Below are 14,978 nucleotides of genomic sequence, written 5' to 3' on the forward strand. Positions count from 1 at the left end.
TCCCGACCGATTCGATGCTACCCGCGCTTTGATCTAAACGTCTAGACGTCTATCCGTCCGCGCGTTCACATTTCCATCACGGCTTGCGCACTACAATGCAAGAGAACGATATTCAAACCGAAGGGAATGACAGCGAAATGACATCGAACCAAAACGCGGCGCCGGGGCACGCGGTCGAGCGCGGCGCGGGGGTCGCCGTCTGGCGGCAGATCGAACAGATCCTGTCGGCGGAAATCGCGGCGAAGAGCTTCGGCGACGAAGGCCGCCTGCCGAGCGAGGCGGAGCTTGCACGACGCTTCGACGTGAATCGTCATACCGTGCGGCGCGCGATGCTGCGTCTCGCCGCGACGGGGCTTGTCAGCGTCGAACAAGGGCGCGGCACGTTCGTGCAGCCGGGCGCGATCGATTATCAGATCGGCCGCCGCACGCGCTTCACCGAAAATCTGCGCAGGCAAAAGCACGCGTCGGCGGGTGTCGTGCTTTCGTCGGAGCGCATGAAGGCGGACCCGGCCGTCGCGAAAGCGCTCGGCCTGCGCGCGGGCACGCTCGTCTATCAGATCGAAACGCGGCACGACTCGGAGGGCGTGCCGCTCACCTATGCGCGCAACTGGTATCCGGCAGCGCGCTTTCCCGAACTGCCCGCGGCGATCGAAGCGGCGGGCGGTATCACCGCTGCGCTCGCGGAGTTCGGCGTGAAGGACTACACGCGCAAATGGAGCCGCATCGGCAGCGTGCTGCCTGCATCGGATGTCGCGCGCCGTTTGCAGATCAACCGGCAGCAGCCGGTGCTATGGGTCGAGAACGTCGATGTCGACGAGAAAGGCGTGCCGGTCAAATACGGCGTCACGCATTTCGCGGCGGACCGCGTGCAATTGATGGTCGAGCACGACGCATGACCAACACGTTCATCGATACGCCCAATGCGCGCGTCGCGCTGTATCACGCGCCGCCCGCGTCGTCGGCGTGGTGGCGCGAGGGCTGCGAATGGCTCGGCCGCGATGCGGAAAGCGGACTGGAAAATTCCACGCGCGTGCATGCATGGACGCACGCGCCGCGCCGCTATGGCTGGCACGCAACCATCGTTCCGCCGTTTCATTGCGCGGCGGGCGTCGCGTTGTCCGACGTGCTCGCTGCCGCGCGCGCGTGGGCGAGCGGCGTGCCGCGCTTCGACATGCCGGTACGCCTCGCGCAGATGAATCGCTTCGTCGCCTTGCGCGCGGAGCAAGACGACGACGATGAACGCCTGCGCGACATCGCCGCCAGTGCGCTGCAAGCGCTGGCGCCGTTGCGCGCGAAGCCTTCGGCGCAGAGCATCGAGCGGCGCATTCATGCGGGCATGAGCGCGCGCCAGATCGAACTCTTGCGCGCGTGGGGCTATCCCTATGTATTCGACGAATACCGCTTTCACATGACGCTTTCCGATTCGCTCGATGACACGCACGCGCGCGCATCGATCATGTCGGAGTGGACGCAACGCATCGGCAAGCTCGGCGCGTTGCCTGTGCACGGCGCAGCGCTCTTCGTGGAGCCGGAACCGGGCGCGCCATTCCTGTTATGGCAGCGCCTGCCCTTCAACATGGCACAGGACGAGGCATGAGCAAGCTGGACAGCGCAAGACTCATCTACGTGATGGGACCATCGGGCGCGGGCAAGGACTCGTTGCTGGGTTTCGCACGCGAGCGCGTGGGCGCACACGTGATGTTCGCGCATCGCTACATCACGCGCGCAATGGGCGATGGCGAGAACCATATCGCGCTCACGCACGATGAATTCGCATCGCGCCTCACGCACGGTCTCTTCGCGATGCATTGGGAGAGCCTGGGGCTGCGCTATGGCATCGGCATCGAGGTGGATGCATGGCTCGCGCGCGGCGTGCCGGTGGTGGTGAACGGTTCGCGTCAGCATGCGCAAGCGGCCCTCGCGCGTTATCCGGATGCATGCTTCGTGCATATCGATGCAGCGCCCGCCGTGCTGGCCGCGCGTCTCGCGCGTCGCGGCCGCGAAGATGCGCGGCAGATCGAAGCGCGCCTCGCACGCAAGCCGCCGTTCGAATTGCCGTCGCACGCGCGTGTCGTGCGTATCGACAATTCCGGTTTGCTCGCGGATGCGGGCGCGCGTTTTCTGAGCCTGTGCGAAGGCACTATGCCTTGATGCAGTCGGGCTCCAAACTGCAAGCGCGGCATCACATGCGCCCACCCGCAAGACTTACCGCGTACGCGGGGCCAGCGACTCGCCGCGCACGGCCGGCGTCATGCGCGCGAAGAAGACGATGACCGCCGCCGCCACCGACATCACCGCGAGCGCGGTCAGGCCGCCCTGGATCGATCCGGTCTTCTGTTCGAGGAATCCGAACGTCGCGGGCGCGACGAAGCCGCCGAGATTGCCGATCGAATTGATGAGCGCGATCACGGGCGCGGCGATGCGTGCATCGAGATAGCCTTGCGGAATCGGCCAGAAAAGCGAGGACGCCGCCTTGAAGCCGATTGCCGCGAAGCAGATCGCAATGAAGGAGAACGCCGCGCTGCCCGTGCCCGCCGCGTACATGCCGGCCGCCGCGATCAGCAGCACGCACGCCACCCACGCCTGCTGGAACTTGAAGCGCGCCGCCAGCGCCGCGAACAAATACATCGCGACGATGGAAATGAGCCACGGAATCGAGTTGAAGAGACCGACCTGGAAGTCGTTCAGATGCCCCATCTTGCGAATGATGCTCGGCAGCCAGAACGTCGCGCCGTAGATGGTCAGCGACACCGAGAAGTAGATCAGGCAGAAGATGACGATCTGCGGATCACGCAAGAGGCTCAGCATCGACGGCTTCACGATATGCGCGGCATCGCGCTGGCGCTGCTCCGTCTCGATCTCATCGACGAGCGCATCCTGTTCGGCGCGCGTGAGCCACTTCGCGTCCCGCGGCTTCGAATCGAGCCAGAACCATACGAAGCCCGCGAGCACGACCGACGCCATGCCTTCGATGATGAACATCCATTGCCAGCCGTGCAGCCCGTGACCTTCGATCAGCAACAGCGCGCCCGATATCGGCCCTGAAAATACCGACGCCAACGCCGAGCCGGAGAGGAAGACGGCCATTGCGCGGCCGCGTTGATCGCGCGGCAGCCATTGCGTGAAATAGAACACCACGCCCGGAAAGAAGCCTGCTTCCGCTGCGCCGAGCACGAGACGCATGACGTAGAACGAGGTTTCGCCGCGCACGAACGCCATGCCGACCGCCGCCAGGCCCCACGTCACCATGATGCGCGTGAGCCACGCCTTCGCGCCGAAGCGTTGCAACAGCATGTTCGACGGCACTTCGAACACCGCATAGCTCACGAAGAAGAGTCCCGCGCCGAGGCCGTACGCCGCCGCGCCGATGCCGAGATCCGCGCTCAAGTGTTGCCGCACGAAGCCGATGTTCACGCGGTCGATGTAATTGACGATGAACATCACCACGAAAAGCGGCAGCACGTGCCACTTGATCTTTGTGACGGCGCTTTGCAGCGCGTCGGCTCGATTGCTCATGAAACTGTCTCCTTCGTTATGGGGCTTTGAGCGTCGAGCGATCAGAAGCGCGGATTCTTGCCGCTGAAATCGGGCTGATACTTGCGCATCTGCGTGAGGTCGTCGCGATTACGCACGCCGCACGCGAGGTACTGCTCGTGCAGCGCGGCGACTTGCTCGCGGTCCAGTTCGACGCCGAGACCCGGTGTCGTCGGCACACGAACCGCGCCGTTGTCGAACTTCGCGCGGCCGCCCTTGATCACCTCTTCCTCTTGCCACGGGTAGTGCGTGTCGCAGGCGTAGGTGAGATTGGGAATGCTCGCTGCCACGTGCGTCATCGCCATCAGGCTGATGCCAAGGTGCGAGTTCGAATGCATCGACATGCCGAAGCCCCAGAGCCGGCACATGCGCGAGAGCGTCTGCGTGGCGCGCAGGCCACCCCAGTAATGGTGATCGGAGAGCAGCACCTTGATCGATCCCATCTCGCAGCCGCGACGGAAGTCGTCCATCGTCGTGATGACCATGTTGGTCGCGAGCGGCAGCTTCGTATGCTTCTGCAACTCGGCCATGCCTTCCAGACCGGGGCACGGATCTTCGTAGTATTCGAGGATTTCGTCGAGTTCGGGCGCGGCCTTGATGCTGGTTTCGAGCGTCCAGTTCGCGTTCGGATCGAGACGCAGCGGCATGCCCGGAAACGCCGTCGCGAGCGCCTGCATGCACGCGATTTCATGCGCCGGCTCGAACACGCCGCCCTTCAGCTTGATACTTTGGAATCCATACAAATCGATCATGCGGCGGGCCTGCGCCACGATCTGCTCGGGACTGATGCCCTCGCCCCACGCGTCCGGCGCATAGGGCTTGTCGATATGCTCGGCATACTTGAAGAACAGATACGCGCTGTACGGCACGGCGTCGCGCACCTTGCCGCCGAGCAGATCCACCACCGGCGCGCCGACGATCTGCCCTTGCAGGTCGAGCATCGCCACTTCGAGCGTGCTGATGACCTTCGGCGCGTTCTTCGCCGCGTGCGATCCGGGCGCGAGTTCGAATTCGACCGCGCCGGGCGTCGCCTTGATCGTCGCGCGCACGCGCTCTTCCATCGCGTTCAGATCGAACGGCGAAAGGCCGACTGCCAGCGATTTCGCCTGATCGAGCACGCGCAGCATGGGTTCGTCGCCGTAGGTTTCGGAAATGCCGACGCGGCCATCGCTCGTCTCCAGTTCGACGATCGCGCGCAGCGCCCACGGCTCGTGAATGCCGGCCGCGTTGAGCAGCGGGCCGTCGCGAAAGGCGATCGGCGTGATTCTGACCTGGGTGATAGTGATGTCGCGCGTCATGTCGGAGATCCGGAAAACGAGGAAGTCCGTGCATGTTAAACACTAATATATTAGTGTTTTATCGGTGTAAGTACCGAGCGCGGCGAAAGGTTCGGCGGCGGCGCCGGTGTTGGTATGCTAGGGCCGAATCCCGCTTCCATTCGTCTTTCAGCATGAATCTCAACGACGCCCCGCCCGTGGCGCATCGCCTCGACCGTTCCCGCCACGCCGCGCCGCAAGTGTTCGAGCGCCTGCGCGCGATGATCGTCTCGCTCGAACTCGCGCCGGGCAGCGTGTTGTCGCGCGCTGAACTCGCCGCGCAATATGGTCTGAGCCAGACACCGGTGCGCGACGCGCTCATCAAGCTCGGCGAGGAAGGCCTCGTCGATATCTTTCCGCAGCACGCGACGGTCGTGAGCCGCATCAGCGTGAGCGCGGCGCAGCAGGCGCATTTTCTGCGGCGGTCGATCGAGATCGAAGTGGTCCGCACGCTCGCGGCCGGGCGCGATGCTGCATTGATCGAGCGTCTGCGCGCATGCATCGATGCGCAGTCGCGCCTTCTCAATCCAGCCGACAACGAGCGCTTCGTGCTGCTCGACCAGGACTTTCATCGGCAGATGATGGAAGCGGCCTGCGTGCCGCAATTGTGGGAACTGGTGCGGCGTCGCAGCGGGCACATCGACCGGCTGCGGCGGCTGACGCTGCCCGTCGAAGGCAAGACGTCGGCGGTGGTGCGCGATCACACGGCCATCGTCGATGCCATCGAAGCGAACGATCCCGACGCCGCGCAAGCCGCCATGCGCACGCATCTGTCGGGCACGCTGAGCCAGATCGACCAGATTCGCGCGGATCATCCCGACTTTCTAACGGATCATTAGCGACGCGGGCCGTCGCTGCCTTTCGCCTTTCGGCGCGCGGGAAATGGGCGCGTAACTCTCTGCAGCGTGCGTAGCGAGATTTATCGTCGGAAAAGCACTTCTGCCTGAAGCGCTTCCCGTCTACTCTTGCATATGAATCGGCTCGCGCGACGCGCAGAAAGCGGCAAGGGAAATGAAGCGCTTCACTCAACCGTCGGCGCTTTGACGAGCCATGCACGCCAGAGGAGATGACGCCCATGTCGTATTCGTGGCTCGACTACGGGCGCTGGCTCGATGCGTCGTTCTTCGCCGGCAGTCACGCGCCTTCCTTCGACATCGCGACTATTCAGCATGACGGTGTTGCGTGTCCCGTCGAAGAAGCGGTGGTCGACAGCGTGCCCTTCTGCTCGCTACGCCGTTTCACACGAAAGCACGCGCGCCGAGCACCGCCTTCAGGCATCTTTCTATGCGCGCCGCTCGCGGGTCATCATGCCGTGATGCTGCGAGAAACCGTCGAAACGCTGCTGCATGACGGCGACGTGTACATCTCGGACTGGCAGGACGCGCGCACCATCCCGGTCGATGCAGGCCCGCTGGATCTCGACGACTACGTGACCACGCTCGAACGCTTCGTGACCTATGCGCAGCGTGAAGCGGGCAGGCTTCATCTCATCGCCGTGTGTCAGGCGGCACCACCGGCATTGGCCGCCGCCGCGCTGCTGGCGGACACGGGCGCGCCGTCGCTCGCGAGCATGACGCTGATCGGCGGGCCCATCGATGCGCGTCTGCAACCCACCGCACTGGGACGCTTCGCGATGAGCCACGACCTGGCCTGGTTTCGCGCGTTCACCATCGATGTGGTTCCCGAGTGCCATGCCGGCGCAATGCGACGCGTCTATCCTGGCTATTTGCAACGCGTGGCGCTTTTCAACGCACATCCCGAACGACTCAGCGCGTTGAGAATGCGCTGCTGGCTCAGTGCGATGCGCATGTCCACCGAACCGCTTGAGCATGCCCAACGCGCGCTGGAAGCATATTCAGCAGTCCTCGACATGCCCGAAGCCTATTTTCTCGACACGATTCGCGTGATCTTCCACGATGCCTTGCTCGCGCGCGGGCTATGGCGCATCGGCGATAGAAAAGTGTCGGCGGCAGCGCTGGATCGAACGCCGCTTTGCACGATCGAAGGAGATCGTGACGACATCACGGGGCAAGGTCAGACGCACGCGGCGCACGAACTATGCGCAAGCGCGGACGCGCCGCGACGGCGGATCACCATCGAACACTGCAATCACTACGATCTCTTCACGGGACCGCGCTGGCACGAGGCCGTTCATCCCGCTCTCGTCGACTTCTGGCGTGCGCTCGACTTGGGCGAACGCAGCCGCAGCACGCATCAAAGCGTCGAGACTCCGGGCGCCCAACTCGGTTGAATGACATAGGCATCGACGCAAAACGGTGTTGATGCCACGCATCATTTCCACTATATTAGAAATATGGAAGAAAACGACGTCATCCGCGCGCTGTCCGCGCTCGCGCATCCACTTCGGCTACGTGTGTTTCGACTGCTCGTCGTGGCGGGTCCTTCGGGCTTGACGCCCGGAGCGCTAGCCGAGCAACTCGATGTCCCAAACGCGACGCTCTCCTTTCATCTGAAAGAGCTGATGCACGCGGAGCTCATCACGCAAGAACGCGACGGGCGCAGTCTCATCTATCGGACCTCGTTCGAACAGATGAACGCCCTGCTCGGGTTTCTGACCGACAACTGCTGCCAGGGCCAGCCTTGTCTCGATCCGGGCGCTGACGCCTGCGAATGCTAGTTTGCGCCGCGCGCTTCCCGATATCACCTTTCTCCGCCGAACCGGCCCATGAACACCCCGAACTTTGCCCCTGCGACAAAGCCCGTTTCGAAGCCGGCCATCAGCTTCTTCGAGCGATACCTGACCGTTTGGGTAGCGCTATGCATCGTTATCGGCATCGCGCTCGGCCAGGCGTTGCCGGGCGTATTCCAGGCGATCGGCCGGATGGAATACGCGCAGGTCAATCTGCCGGTCGGCCTGCTGATCTGGGTGATGATCATCCCGATGCTCGTCAAGATCGACTTCCGTTCGCTGCGTGAATTGCGTCAGCACGCCAAAGGCATCGGCGTCACGCTCGTCGTGAACTGGCTCGTGAAGCCGTTCTCCATGGCGTTTCTCGGCTGGCTGTTCATCAAGCATCTCTTTGCGCCGATGCTGCCCGCCGCGCAACTCGACAGCTACGTCGCGGGCCTCATCCTGCTGGCAGCCGCGCCGTGCACCGCGATGGTCTTTGTCTGGAGCCGGCTGACGGGCGGCGATCCGCTCTTCACGCTATCGCAAGTGGCCCTCAACGACAGCATCATGGTGGTCGTTTTCGCGCCGCTCGTCGGTCTCTTGCTCGGCATCTCCGCCATTACCGTACCCTGGGCGACATTGCTTACATCCGTCGTGCTCTATATCGTGATTCCCGTCCTGCTCGCGCAGCTTCTTCGCAAGGTGCTGCGCGCGAAGGGTCAAGCGGCGTTCGATGCGGCGATGGCGAAGATCGGCCCGTGGTCGATCACGGCGCTGCTCGCGACGCTCGTGCTGCTGTTCGCGTTTCAGGGCGAAGCCATCCTGAAACAGCCGCTGGTCATCGTGCTGCTCGCGGTGCCGATCCTGATCCAGGTGTTCTTCAATTCGGCGCTGGCTTACTGGCTCAATCGCGCGGTCGGTGAAAAGCATGAGATTGCCTGTCCCTCGGCGCTCATCGGCGCGTCGAACTTCTTTGAGCTGGCCGTCGCCACCGCAATCGGTCTCTTCGGTTTCGACTCGGGCGCTGCGCTTGCGACCGTCGTGGGTGTGCTGATCGAGGTGCCCGTGATGCTGCTGGTCGTACGCATCGTCAATGGATCGAAAGACTGGTACGAACGCGCCTGACGAATACGAATCCATCTTATGAGCAAGATATTGACGACTGACCTGCCGCAAGTCGACCCGGCGCTCTTTCGCGTTCCCGACATCGCCCGCTTGCAGCCTGCGCGTGCCTCGGCCCATCCGCCGCGCATCCTTCTTCTTTATGGTTCGCTGCGAGAGCGCTCGTTCAGCCGCCTGCTCACCGAAGAAGCCGCGCGTCTGCTCACCGCCATGGGCGCCGAAGCACGCACGTTCAATCCGAGCGGACTGCCGCTGCCGGACGATGCGCCGGACAGTCATTCCAAGGTCGCGGAACTTCGCGAACTCGTGCTGTGGTCCGAAGGCATGGTGTGGTGCTCGCCGGAGCGGCATGGCGCGATGACCGGCATCATGAAGTCGCAGATCGACTGGATCCCGCTTTCGCTCGGCGCGGTTCGGCCGACGCAGGGCAAGACGCTGGCGGTCATGCAGGTGAGCGGCGGATCGCAGTCGTTCAACGCCGTGAATCAGATGCGCGTGCTCGGACGCTGGATGCGGATGCTGACCATCCCCAACCAGTCCTCGGTGCCGAAGGCATTCATGGAATTCGACGAAGCCGGCCGCATGAAGCCGTCGGCTTATTTCGATCGTGTCGTCGACGTGATGGAGGAACTCGTCAAATTCACACTGCTGACGCGTGACATTGGTTCCTATCTCGTCGACCGGTATAGCGAGCGAAAGGAAAGTGCCGAGGAACTGACCCAACGCGTGAATCAGGCGAGTATCTGACTCGCTCGCCTGTCGCGGTCATGGCGCGTTCCTCTTACTGCCGTTTCACTCCGCTGCGGGCGTCGAAGCGGCAGCCGTCGCACTGCCATTCGCGGCCGTCTGGTTCACCGCAGCCTGTTTGCCGATGCTTTTCTTTGCTGCCGTCTTTCGCGCTGGCGCACGCTTCGTCGCGCCAGTCGTTTTCTTCGCAACAGACTTCTTCGCGGCAGTGGTTTTCTTGGCGCTCGTCTTCTTCGAGGCCGATTTCTTCGCCGCGGCCTTCTTCCCCGGCGCGCTGGATGCGGCTCCATCCGCAATCAGAAAACGAGTGCGATCTTTCGCCGAAGCAAGCCACGCGGGAGCCGGTCCGCGACCGCTCCAGGTCGCGCCACTCGCGGGATCGCGATATTTCGGCGCTTGCGGCCCGCGCACATAATTGCCTTGCTTGGCCTTGGGAGCTGAAACCGTTGCGCTCCGGGCGCCTTGTCCGTCGATAAGAAACTTGCTGCGATCTTTGACGTTGGCGATCCATTCAGGCGCTCGGCCGCGGCCGGTCCATGTCACTCCGGTTTTCGGATTGACATACTTCGGCGCAACCTTTTGACCCGACGTCTTGCTTGCGGTACTGCCTTTTCGACCAGACGTGCGCTTGCCGAAATGGGCCGCGATGTCGTCCGGAGTGAGACGGTGCGTTTCCATGAGTTCGCGGATGCGGTCCATGATTGCGGACGACTCTCTCTTCGCAATTGCCTCCGCCTGGGACTGAAGTTTTGCGATTCGTGCTTGTAGTGCTTTTAACGTAGCCATTGTGGACTCCTCTTTCATTGCCGATGGCTGGACTATGCCACATCGAAGTCGGAAAAACATTCAGAAGCTGTTGCGAAAATTCAGAATAAAGCACTGCAACACCTATTTCGCGACCTATTGATTCACTATCGGCGCCGGATTCGGTTGCGGATTCGCCACGAAAGAGACCATTTGCACCGGAAACGAAATAACTGAAAGTAGAAAATGAATTGGCGTTGACAGCCGCGCGCAAGGCATTTCCCTTGCTCTCAAGCTGCGATCCCATCAACCACGGAGACGCATCATGAAGCTCTATTACTCACCCGGCGCATGCAGCCTCGCGGATCACATCGCACTTCACGAAGCCAACATCGAGTTCGATCGCGTGCGCGTCGATCTGAAATCCAAGGTCACCGAGTCAGGCCAGTCATTCAACGAGATCAATCCCAAGAGCTATGTGCCGGTGCTCGAGATGAACGACGGCGCGCGGCTCACAGAGAACATTGCGATTCTCTCCTGGATCGCGGATCGCGAGCCGTCGCTTGCGCCGAAGGGCGATATGGCGAAGATGCGGCTGCTCGAAATGCTCGCGTTCATTTCGACCGAAGTGCACAAGCAGTTCGGCCGCGTGTTCCGGCCTACATCGGATGCGGAAGCGCAGGCTGCACGAGACAAACTGAATCAGCGGTTCGAGCTACTCAGTCAGATGATGAAAGGCGAGTACCTTTTCGGCGCCGAAGCGAGCGTAGCCGACGCGTATCTTTTCACCATGCTCTTGTGGGCGAAAAAGGTCGGACTGGATGTCCCGCAACGGCTCGCCGATTTCTCGGACCGCATGCGCGCGCGGCCGGCGGTCGCGCTCGCATTGCAGCATGAAGGAATCGAGTAAGTGAAGTAACGAATCACGGACGTGGCGTGTTACTTCGACGATTAATTCGACGATTACTTCGACGATTCGGCAGGCGGCAGCAAGTCCGCCTTCGCGTTTGCGTGGTTCCTCGCCGCTTCCAGCGCCTCGTCGCTCGAACTCACCGGGCGGTCGCGCATTTCCGTGAAGCCGTCGGCGTCGATCGTATAGGACCACGTGCACTGGCCGGTAGCGTCGGAATCGATCGTGATCTGAACGACATGCCCGTTGCGTTCGTACTTCTCGGTAGACATTTAATGCTCCCACGGGATAAGAATGGCGATGGTTTCGATTCGCCAATGAGCAATTGCCATTCCAATGAGAACGTAGAGTGTGTTGTCGGGTACGAAACCTGCGCCTTTGGCAACAGCGAGCGCGGGAGATGAGCCGAATGCATCCGATCTGTGTGGCATGTGGGACTCAGTACCCTGGCGAGACACAGCCTGAGCGCTGCATGATTTGCAATGACGCTCGGCAGTTCGTCCCGCCAGGCGGCCAGCAATGGACGACATTGGAAGCGTTGCGCCGAAGCCATGCGAACGCATGGCGTGCATTGCGAGACGATTTGTTCGAGATTCGAATGGAACCGACGTTCGGCATCGGGCAGCGTGCGTTACTCGCACGCACCCCTGCCGGCAATGTGTTGTGGGACTGCGTTGCGCTGCTCGACGACGCGGCCGTCGCAATCATTCGTGCAATGGGCGGCTTGAGCGGCATCGCAATTTCGCATCCTCACTACTATTCGACGATGCACGACTGGGCGCACACATTCTCCTGTCCGATATGGATTCACGAAGCCGACCGCGATTGGGTCGTTTCCGAAAGCGACGCCATTCGATTCTGGTCCGGCGATACGCAAGCCATATCGTCTGATATGACATTGATGAGACTCGGCGGCCATTTCCCCGGCGGCACAGTTCTTCACTGGAAAACGGGCGCGGGCACATTGCTGTCGGGCGATATTTTGCAGGTCACGCCTGATCGGTCGCACGTTTCGTTTATGTATAGTTATCCGAACTATCTTCCACTCTCCGCCTCGACAGTACGAGCGATGGCGGCACGTCTGAACGGTGTGGCTTATACGAGCGTCTATGGCAGCTTTCGGCACGCTCAGATCGAAGCGAACGGCGAGAAGGCCGTTGCGGAATCCGTGGAACGCTATGTCGCTTTGCTGGAAGACCGCTTTGATGAGAACAACGCTGCGTCGGGCGACTGAAGCGTGACCGCATCGCAATTACAAGTGTCGTTCAACCGTCGGCGCGGCATGATATCCGTCCGACGCCATTCAACGTTTCGCATGCAAATGGAGTCGATCATCATGTCCGATCCCACCACCCCTCAGAACCCGCCGACCATACCGGATGCGCCGTCTCCCAATCAGCCAGCCGATCTTCCGGATGTCGGCCAGCCCGAACCGGAGCCGGACCAACAGGGTGGTGCGACCGGCAAGTAGGTTTGCATCGACGAAACAGGCGCGCGGATAGCGAGACGACGCGCGCCGCCCTATTGCATGACTTGCCACCGCAAGATCGGATGCGTGGCGTTGTGCAGCATCACCCACGTTCCGCCCGCGCCGAAATCCCACGTCGGGCCGAAGCTCGACGGCGTGCTCATTTGTCCCGTCGTCAGGCCGTTCGCCGCGCTGATCGGGTTTCCACTACCGTATCCCGCCGTTTGTCCGGTCGATTGCCGGTCCCAGAAGACATTGCTCGCCACCGTGCCCGCGTTGTCCGCGACGACGCCGCCTCGATACATCGGCAGGATGAATGTATCGACAGGCCCGCTTGCGAACGACTCTTCGATGGAACCCGTGTTCGACGAAACGAGACCGCCGTTGCTGCTCCCCGCTCTCACCGATGCTGTCGAGTAAGACTGCCTGATGGTGCCCGAGTTGTCTCCGACCAGCCCGCCGCCCGCCGAGCGCGATCCGCCTCCGACAGAGCCGGTCGCGAACGACTGCAGGATCGTTCCGCTGTTGCTTCCGACGAGCCCGCCTACCAACGCCGACGCGCCGACGCTGGCCGCGCTATCCGATCGATACACGACGCCGGAGTTGATCGCAATCAGCCCGCCGAAGGGAAGGCTGGTGCTGCCTTGCGTCTGCACGATGCCGTCCGCGTGGACGTACGACACGAGGCCCGACGAGCGTTGTGCAAGCGGCGCGTTCGGGCTGTAGTACACGCTCATGTTCACGTTCGCGAGCTTCATGTTGCGCACGACGCCCGAATCGCCGATGGTTGCGAAGAGTCCCGTCGGTTGCTCGCCGTTCACGTCCTGAAGAGCGATCGACAGATTCTCGATGGTGTGTCCGAGGCCGTCGAGTTGTCCGGTAAAGCCGTTCGCGCTGTCGCTGCCGATCGACTGAAACGTGCCGTTGGTCGCGCTCGCATCGATGTCGCGGCCCAGCGCGTACGAGCCATTGAGATCCTGAGAGATGCCGGCGAGGTCGCCGAGCGAATTGATCAGCACGTAGTTCGTTATCTGCGCGCGAATGCCGCTGTATTGAGGAGCGCCCCACGCAGGGTTACTCAACGTCTGCCCGCTGACGAACTGCCCGTTGCGGTCCCGATAGCTCGATACCAGCCCCAGACTCTTCGACCAATCGATCATCCCGAGATTGACGATACTGCCTCCGTTGTTCGCCCCGGCAGCGTCCGCGCGCAAGGTGAGATTGCCCGCGCCCGCGTTGGCGAGCGTCGCGATCGCTCCGACCGTGACGGAATGCGCAGCGTTGAGCGTGAGCGATGCGTTGCCCGACCAGCGCAACGGCTGCTCCATCACGATATCGCCTTGCGATGCATCGAGCGTCAGCGACGTGCCCCGATTCAGTTGCGCGAGCAGCGCCGCCGTCGTCTTCGGACCGACGTTGAACAGCGGCGCATTGAGATTCCAGTCGCGCGCGTGAATGTCGGCATCGTCGAGATGCAGCGTTGCGCCCGTCGTATCGACGATGCCGCCACTGCCATCCACATTCTTCGCATCGATGCGCCCGTGCACATGCGCCGTGCCGTTGTTCGCCACGAGCCATACGTGGCCGTCGCGCGCGGCCGTGCCGGTCGCGCGCAACGCATCAGTGTGGGCCGCGAGCGCGTACACGTTGCCATCGGCTGCCTGAAGCGCGACCTGCGCCGCCGCGATCGTCCCTTTATCGACGACGTCGCCGCGGCTGCCCGACGTCTGCACGAAGGTTTGGGGCATGCCGGTCGAGTCGCGCACCAGCACTTGATCGCCGGCTGCGAGTTCCGCCGATCCGGCAGGCGCGCTGATGGTGCCGTCGTTTTCGACGAGCTGCCGCGCGATCAGCAATACGTCGCCGCTCGTCGAGCTGATCTTGCCCAGATTCACGACCATGCCCGCGCCGCTGCCCGCGAACGTCAGCGCGCCGCCCGCCATGAACGCGTCGTTGCTCACGTCGAGCGTCGATGCGACGAAGCGCCCGCCCGTCGTCACCACGCCGTTCGCACCGATGACCACGCCTTGCGGATTGATCAGATAGAAGCTGCCGCTCGCGCTGAGCGATCCCTGAATGAGCGATTGTTCCGTGCCTGTCACGCGGCTCAGCGTGGCGCCCGTCCCGTTCTGCACGTTGACCGAATGGCGCGTGTCGATCGAGAAGCTGCACCAGTCGACGACCCCTCGCGATGTGGTCTGCGTGATGGTCATTTGCGCGCCGTTCGACGCGATCTGCCCCGCGCCCGCAACGAACTTCCCGCCGTTGGGCAAAGGGCCCGCCGCCCATGCATTGGATGCAGCCGCGCTCGCCAGAGCAATAACGACGATGCTCTGTCGGACTGGCATCGAACAGAACGAACGCGCTTTTTTCGTTGTTCTATTCATCGATGAACGATCGGTGTGCATGTCGCGTCTCCAGTGGGCTTCGTCGAGCGAGCAGTGCTTACTGGACGACATCATGCGCTTTCGCGTTCAATAATCAAGCATTTGAAGCGCACGCTTC

The 14,978-nt window shown here is 62.4% G+C and carries 16 protein-coding genes; 11 read left to right on the forward strand and 5 right to left on the reverse strand.

What is annotated here, in order from left to right:
• The first annotated feature begins 137 nt into the window (after positions 1-137).
• From phnF to phnN, 3 genes are read left to right on the forward strand one after another with little or no spacing between them, the layout of a single operon-like run.
• A complete protein-coding gene (gene phnF / locus AWB72_RS07910; protein ID WP_040049892.1) occupies positions 138-896 on the forward strand; it encodes a phosphonate metabolism transcriptional regulator PhnF in 759 nt (252 codons plus the stop codon).
• Positions 893-1,597, forward strand: a complete 705-nt coding sequence (locus AWB72_RS07915; RefSeq protein WP_040049743.1) for a DUF1045 domain-containing protein — start codon at positions 893-895, stop codon at positions 1,595-1,597. The genes phnF and AWB72_RS07915 overlap by 4 nt, the downstream gene beginning before the upstream one ends.
• A complete protein-coding gene (gene phnN / locus AWB72_RS07920; protein ID WP_040049742.1) occupies positions 1,594-2,151 on the forward strand; it encodes a phosphonate metabolism protein/1,5-bisphosphokinase (PRPP-forming) PhnN in 558 nt (185 codons plus the stop codon). The genes AWB72_RS07915 and phnN overlap by 4 nt, the downstream gene beginning before the upstream one ends.
• Before the next feature lie 54 nt (positions 2,152-2,205).
• Here phnN and AWB72_RS07925 read toward each other — a convergent pair whose 3' ends face one another.
• Both AWB72_RS07925 and AWB72_RS07930 read right to left on the reverse strand, forming a co-directional pair.
• Positions 2,206-3,516, reverse strand: a complete 1,311-nt coding sequence (locus AWB72_RS07925; RefSeq protein WP_040049741.1) for an MFS transporter — start codon at positions 3,514-3,516, stop codon at positions 2,206-2,208.
• Between the two features lie 41 nt (positions 3,517-3,557).
• Positions 3,558-4,832: a glucarate dehydratase family protein gene (locus AWB72_RS07930; RefSeq protein ID WP_040049740.1), complete on the reverse strand. Its 1,275-nt coding sequence runs from the start codon at positions 4,830-4,832 to the stop codon at positions 3,558-3,560.
• Positions 4,833-4,984: 152 nt separating this feature from the next.
• Here AWB72_RS07930 and AWB72_RS07935 point away from each other — a divergent pair, with 152 nt between their 5' ends.
• From AWB72_RS07935 to arsH, 5 genes are all read left to right on the forward strand, one after another.
• Positions 4,985-5,689: a GntR family transcriptional regulator gene (locus tag AWB72_RS07935; RefSeq protein WP_040049739.1), complete on the forward strand. Its 705-nt coding sequence runs from the start codon at positions 4,985-4,987 to the stop codon at positions 5,687-5,689.
• 236 nt (positions 5,690-5,925) lie between these two features.
• A complete protein-coding gene (phaZ, locus tag AWB72_RS07940) occupies positions 5,926-7,101 on the forward strand; it encodes a polyhydroxyalkanoate depolymerase (protein WP_159459345.1) in 1,176 nt (391 codons plus the stop codon).
• A gap of 63 nt (positions 7,102-7,164) precedes the next feature.
• The gene (locus AWB72_RS07945; protein ID WP_040049738.1) at positions 7,165-7,488 is read left to right on the forward strand and encodes an ArsR/SmtB family transcription factor; all 324 of its coding nucleotides are present in this window, start codon (positions 7,165-7,167) and stop codon (positions 7,486-7,488) included.
• Positions 7,489-7,536: 48 nt separating this feature from the next.
• Positions 7,537-8,607, forward strand: a complete 1,071-nt coding sequence (gene arsB, locus AWB72_RS07950) for an ACR3 family arsenite efflux transporter (RefSeq protein WP_040049737.1) — start codon at positions 7,537-7,539, stop codon at positions 8,605-8,607.
• Between the two features lie 18 nt (positions 8,608-8,625).
• The gene (gene arsH, locus AWB72_RS07955) at positions 8,626-9,351 is read left to right on the forward strand and encodes an arsenical resistance protein ArsH (protein WP_040049736.1); all 726 of its coding nucleotides are present in this window, start codon (positions 8,626-8,628) and stop codon (positions 9,349-9,351) included.
• 45 nt (positions 9,352-9,396) lie between these two features.
• On the opposite strand, the gene AWB72_RS29640 is transcribed toward arsH, so the two are convergent.
• Positions 9,397-10,137: an H-NS family nucleoid-associated regulatory protein gene (locus AWB72_RS29640; RefSeq protein ID WP_040049890.1), complete on the reverse strand. Its 741-nt coding sequence runs from the start codon at positions 10,135-10,137 to the stop codon at positions 9,397-9,399.
• A 283-nt stretch (positions 10,138-10,420) separates the two neighbouring features.
• Here AWB72_RS29640 and AWB72_RS07965 point away from each other — a divergent pair, with 283 nt between their 5' ends.
• On the forward strand, positions 10,421-11,005 hold the full coding sequence (locus tag AWB72_RS07965) for a glutathione binding-like protein (RefSeq protein WP_040049735.1): 585 nt from the start codon (positions 10,421-10,423) through the stop codon (positions 11,003-11,005).
• A gap of 53 nt (positions 11,006-11,058) precedes the next feature.
• On the opposite strand, the gene AWB72_RS07970 is transcribed toward AWB72_RS07965, so the two are convergent.
• The gene (locus tag AWB72_RS07970; RefSeq protein ID WP_040049734.1) at positions 11,059-11,277 is read right to left on the reverse strand and encodes a hypothetical protein; all 219 of its coding nucleotides are present in this window, start codon (positions 11,275-11,277) and stop codon (positions 11,059-11,061) included.
• A gap of 326 nt (positions 11,278-11,603) precedes the next feature.
• Here AWB72_RS07970 and AWB72_RS07975 point away from each other — a divergent pair, with 326 nt between their 5' ends.
• Both AWB72_RS07975 and AWB72_RS28830 read left to right on the forward strand, forming a co-directional pair.
• Positions 11,604-12,239 carry an MBL fold metallo-hydrolase gene (locus AWB72_RS07975; RefSeq protein ID WP_208863124.1) on the forward strand — a complete coding sequence of 212 codons (636 nt, stop codon included), beginning with the start codon at positions 11,604-11,606 and terminating at the stop codon, positions 12,237-12,239.
• Between the two features lie 3 nt (positions 12,240-12,242).
• On the forward strand, positions 12,243-12,476 hold the full coding sequence (locus AWB72_RS28830) for a hypothetical protein (protein ID WP_159459346.1): 234 nt from the start codon (positions 12,243-12,245) through the stop codon (positions 12,474-12,476).
• A gap of 50 nt (positions 12,477-12,526) precedes the next feature.
• On the opposite strand, the gene AWB72_RS07980 is transcribed toward AWB72_RS28830, so the two are convergent.
• Complete coding sequence (locus AWB72_RS07980; protein WP_244285552.1) at positions 12,527-14,821, reverse strand: two-partner secretion domain-containing protein; 2,295 nt, start codon at positions 14,819-14,821, stop codon at positions 12,527-12,529.
• Positions 14,822-14,978 lie beyond the last annotated feature (157 nt).

Source organism: Caballeronia concitans, assembly GCF_001544615.1.
Taxonomy (GTDB): domain Bacteria; phylum Pseudomonadota; class Gammaproteobacteria; order Burkholderiales; family Burkholderiaceae; genus Caballeronia; species Caballeronia concitans.

Bases quoted from the DNA above. Each gene is read 5' to 3' on its own strand.
- phnF (WP_040049892.1), top strand. From the start codon at position 138: ATGACATCGAACCAAAACGCGGCGCCGGGGCACGCGGTCGAGCGCGGC.
- AWB72_RS07915 (WP_040049743.1), top strand. From the start codon at position 893: ATGACCAACACGTTCATCGATACGCCCAATGCGCGCGTCGCGCTGTAT.
- phnN (WP_040049742.1), top strand. From the start codon at position 1,594: ATGAGCAAGCTGGACAGCGCAAGACTCATCTACGTGATGGGACCATCG.
- AWB72_RS07925 (WP_040049741.1), bottom strand. From the start codon at position 3,516: ATGAGCAATCGAGCCGACGCGCTGCAAAGCGCCGTCACAAAGATCAAG.
- AWB72_RS07930 (WP_040049740.1), bottom strand. From the start codon at position 4,832: ATGACGCGCGACATCACTATCACCCAGGTCAGAATCACGCCGATCGCC.
- AWB72_RS07935 (WP_040049739.1), top strand. From the start codon at position 4,985: ATGAATCTCAACGACGCCCCGCCCGTGGCGCATCGCCTCGACCGTTCC.
- phaZ (WP_159459345.1), top strand. From the start codon at position 5,926: ATGTCGTATTCGTGGCTCGACTACGGGCGCTGGCTCGATGCGTCGTTC.
- AWB72_RS07945 (WP_040049738.1), top strand. From the start codon at position 7,165: ATGGAAGAAAACGACGTCATCCGCGCGCTGTCCGCGCTCGCGCATCCA.
- arsB (WP_040049737.1), top strand. From the start codon at position 7,537: ATGAACACCCCGAACTTTGCCCCTGCGACAAAGCCCGTTTCGAAGCCG.
- arsH (WP_040049736.1), top strand. From the start codon at position 8,626: ATGAGCAAGATATTGACGACTGACCTGCCGCAAGTCGACCCGGCGCTC.
- AWB72_RS29640 (WP_040049890.1), bottom strand. From the start codon at position 10,137: ATGGCTACGTTAAAAGCACTACAAGCACGAATCGCAAAACTTCAGTCC.
- AWB72_RS07965 (WP_040049735.1), top strand. From the start codon at position 10,421: ATGAAGCTCTATTACTCACCCGGCGCATGCAGCCTCGCGGATCACATC.
- AWB72_RS07970 (WP_040049734.1), bottom strand. From the start codon at position 11,277: ATGTCTACCGAGAAGTACGAACGCAACGGGCATGTCGTTCAGATCACG.
- AWB72_RS07975 (WP_208863124.1), top strand. From the start codon at position 11,604: ATGGAACCGACGTTCGGCATCGGGCAGCGTGCGTTACTCGCACGCACC.
- AWB72_RS07980 (WP_244285552.1), bottom strand. From the start codon at position 14,821: ATGCCAGTCCGACAGAGCATCGTCGTTATTGCTCTGGCGAGCGCGGCT.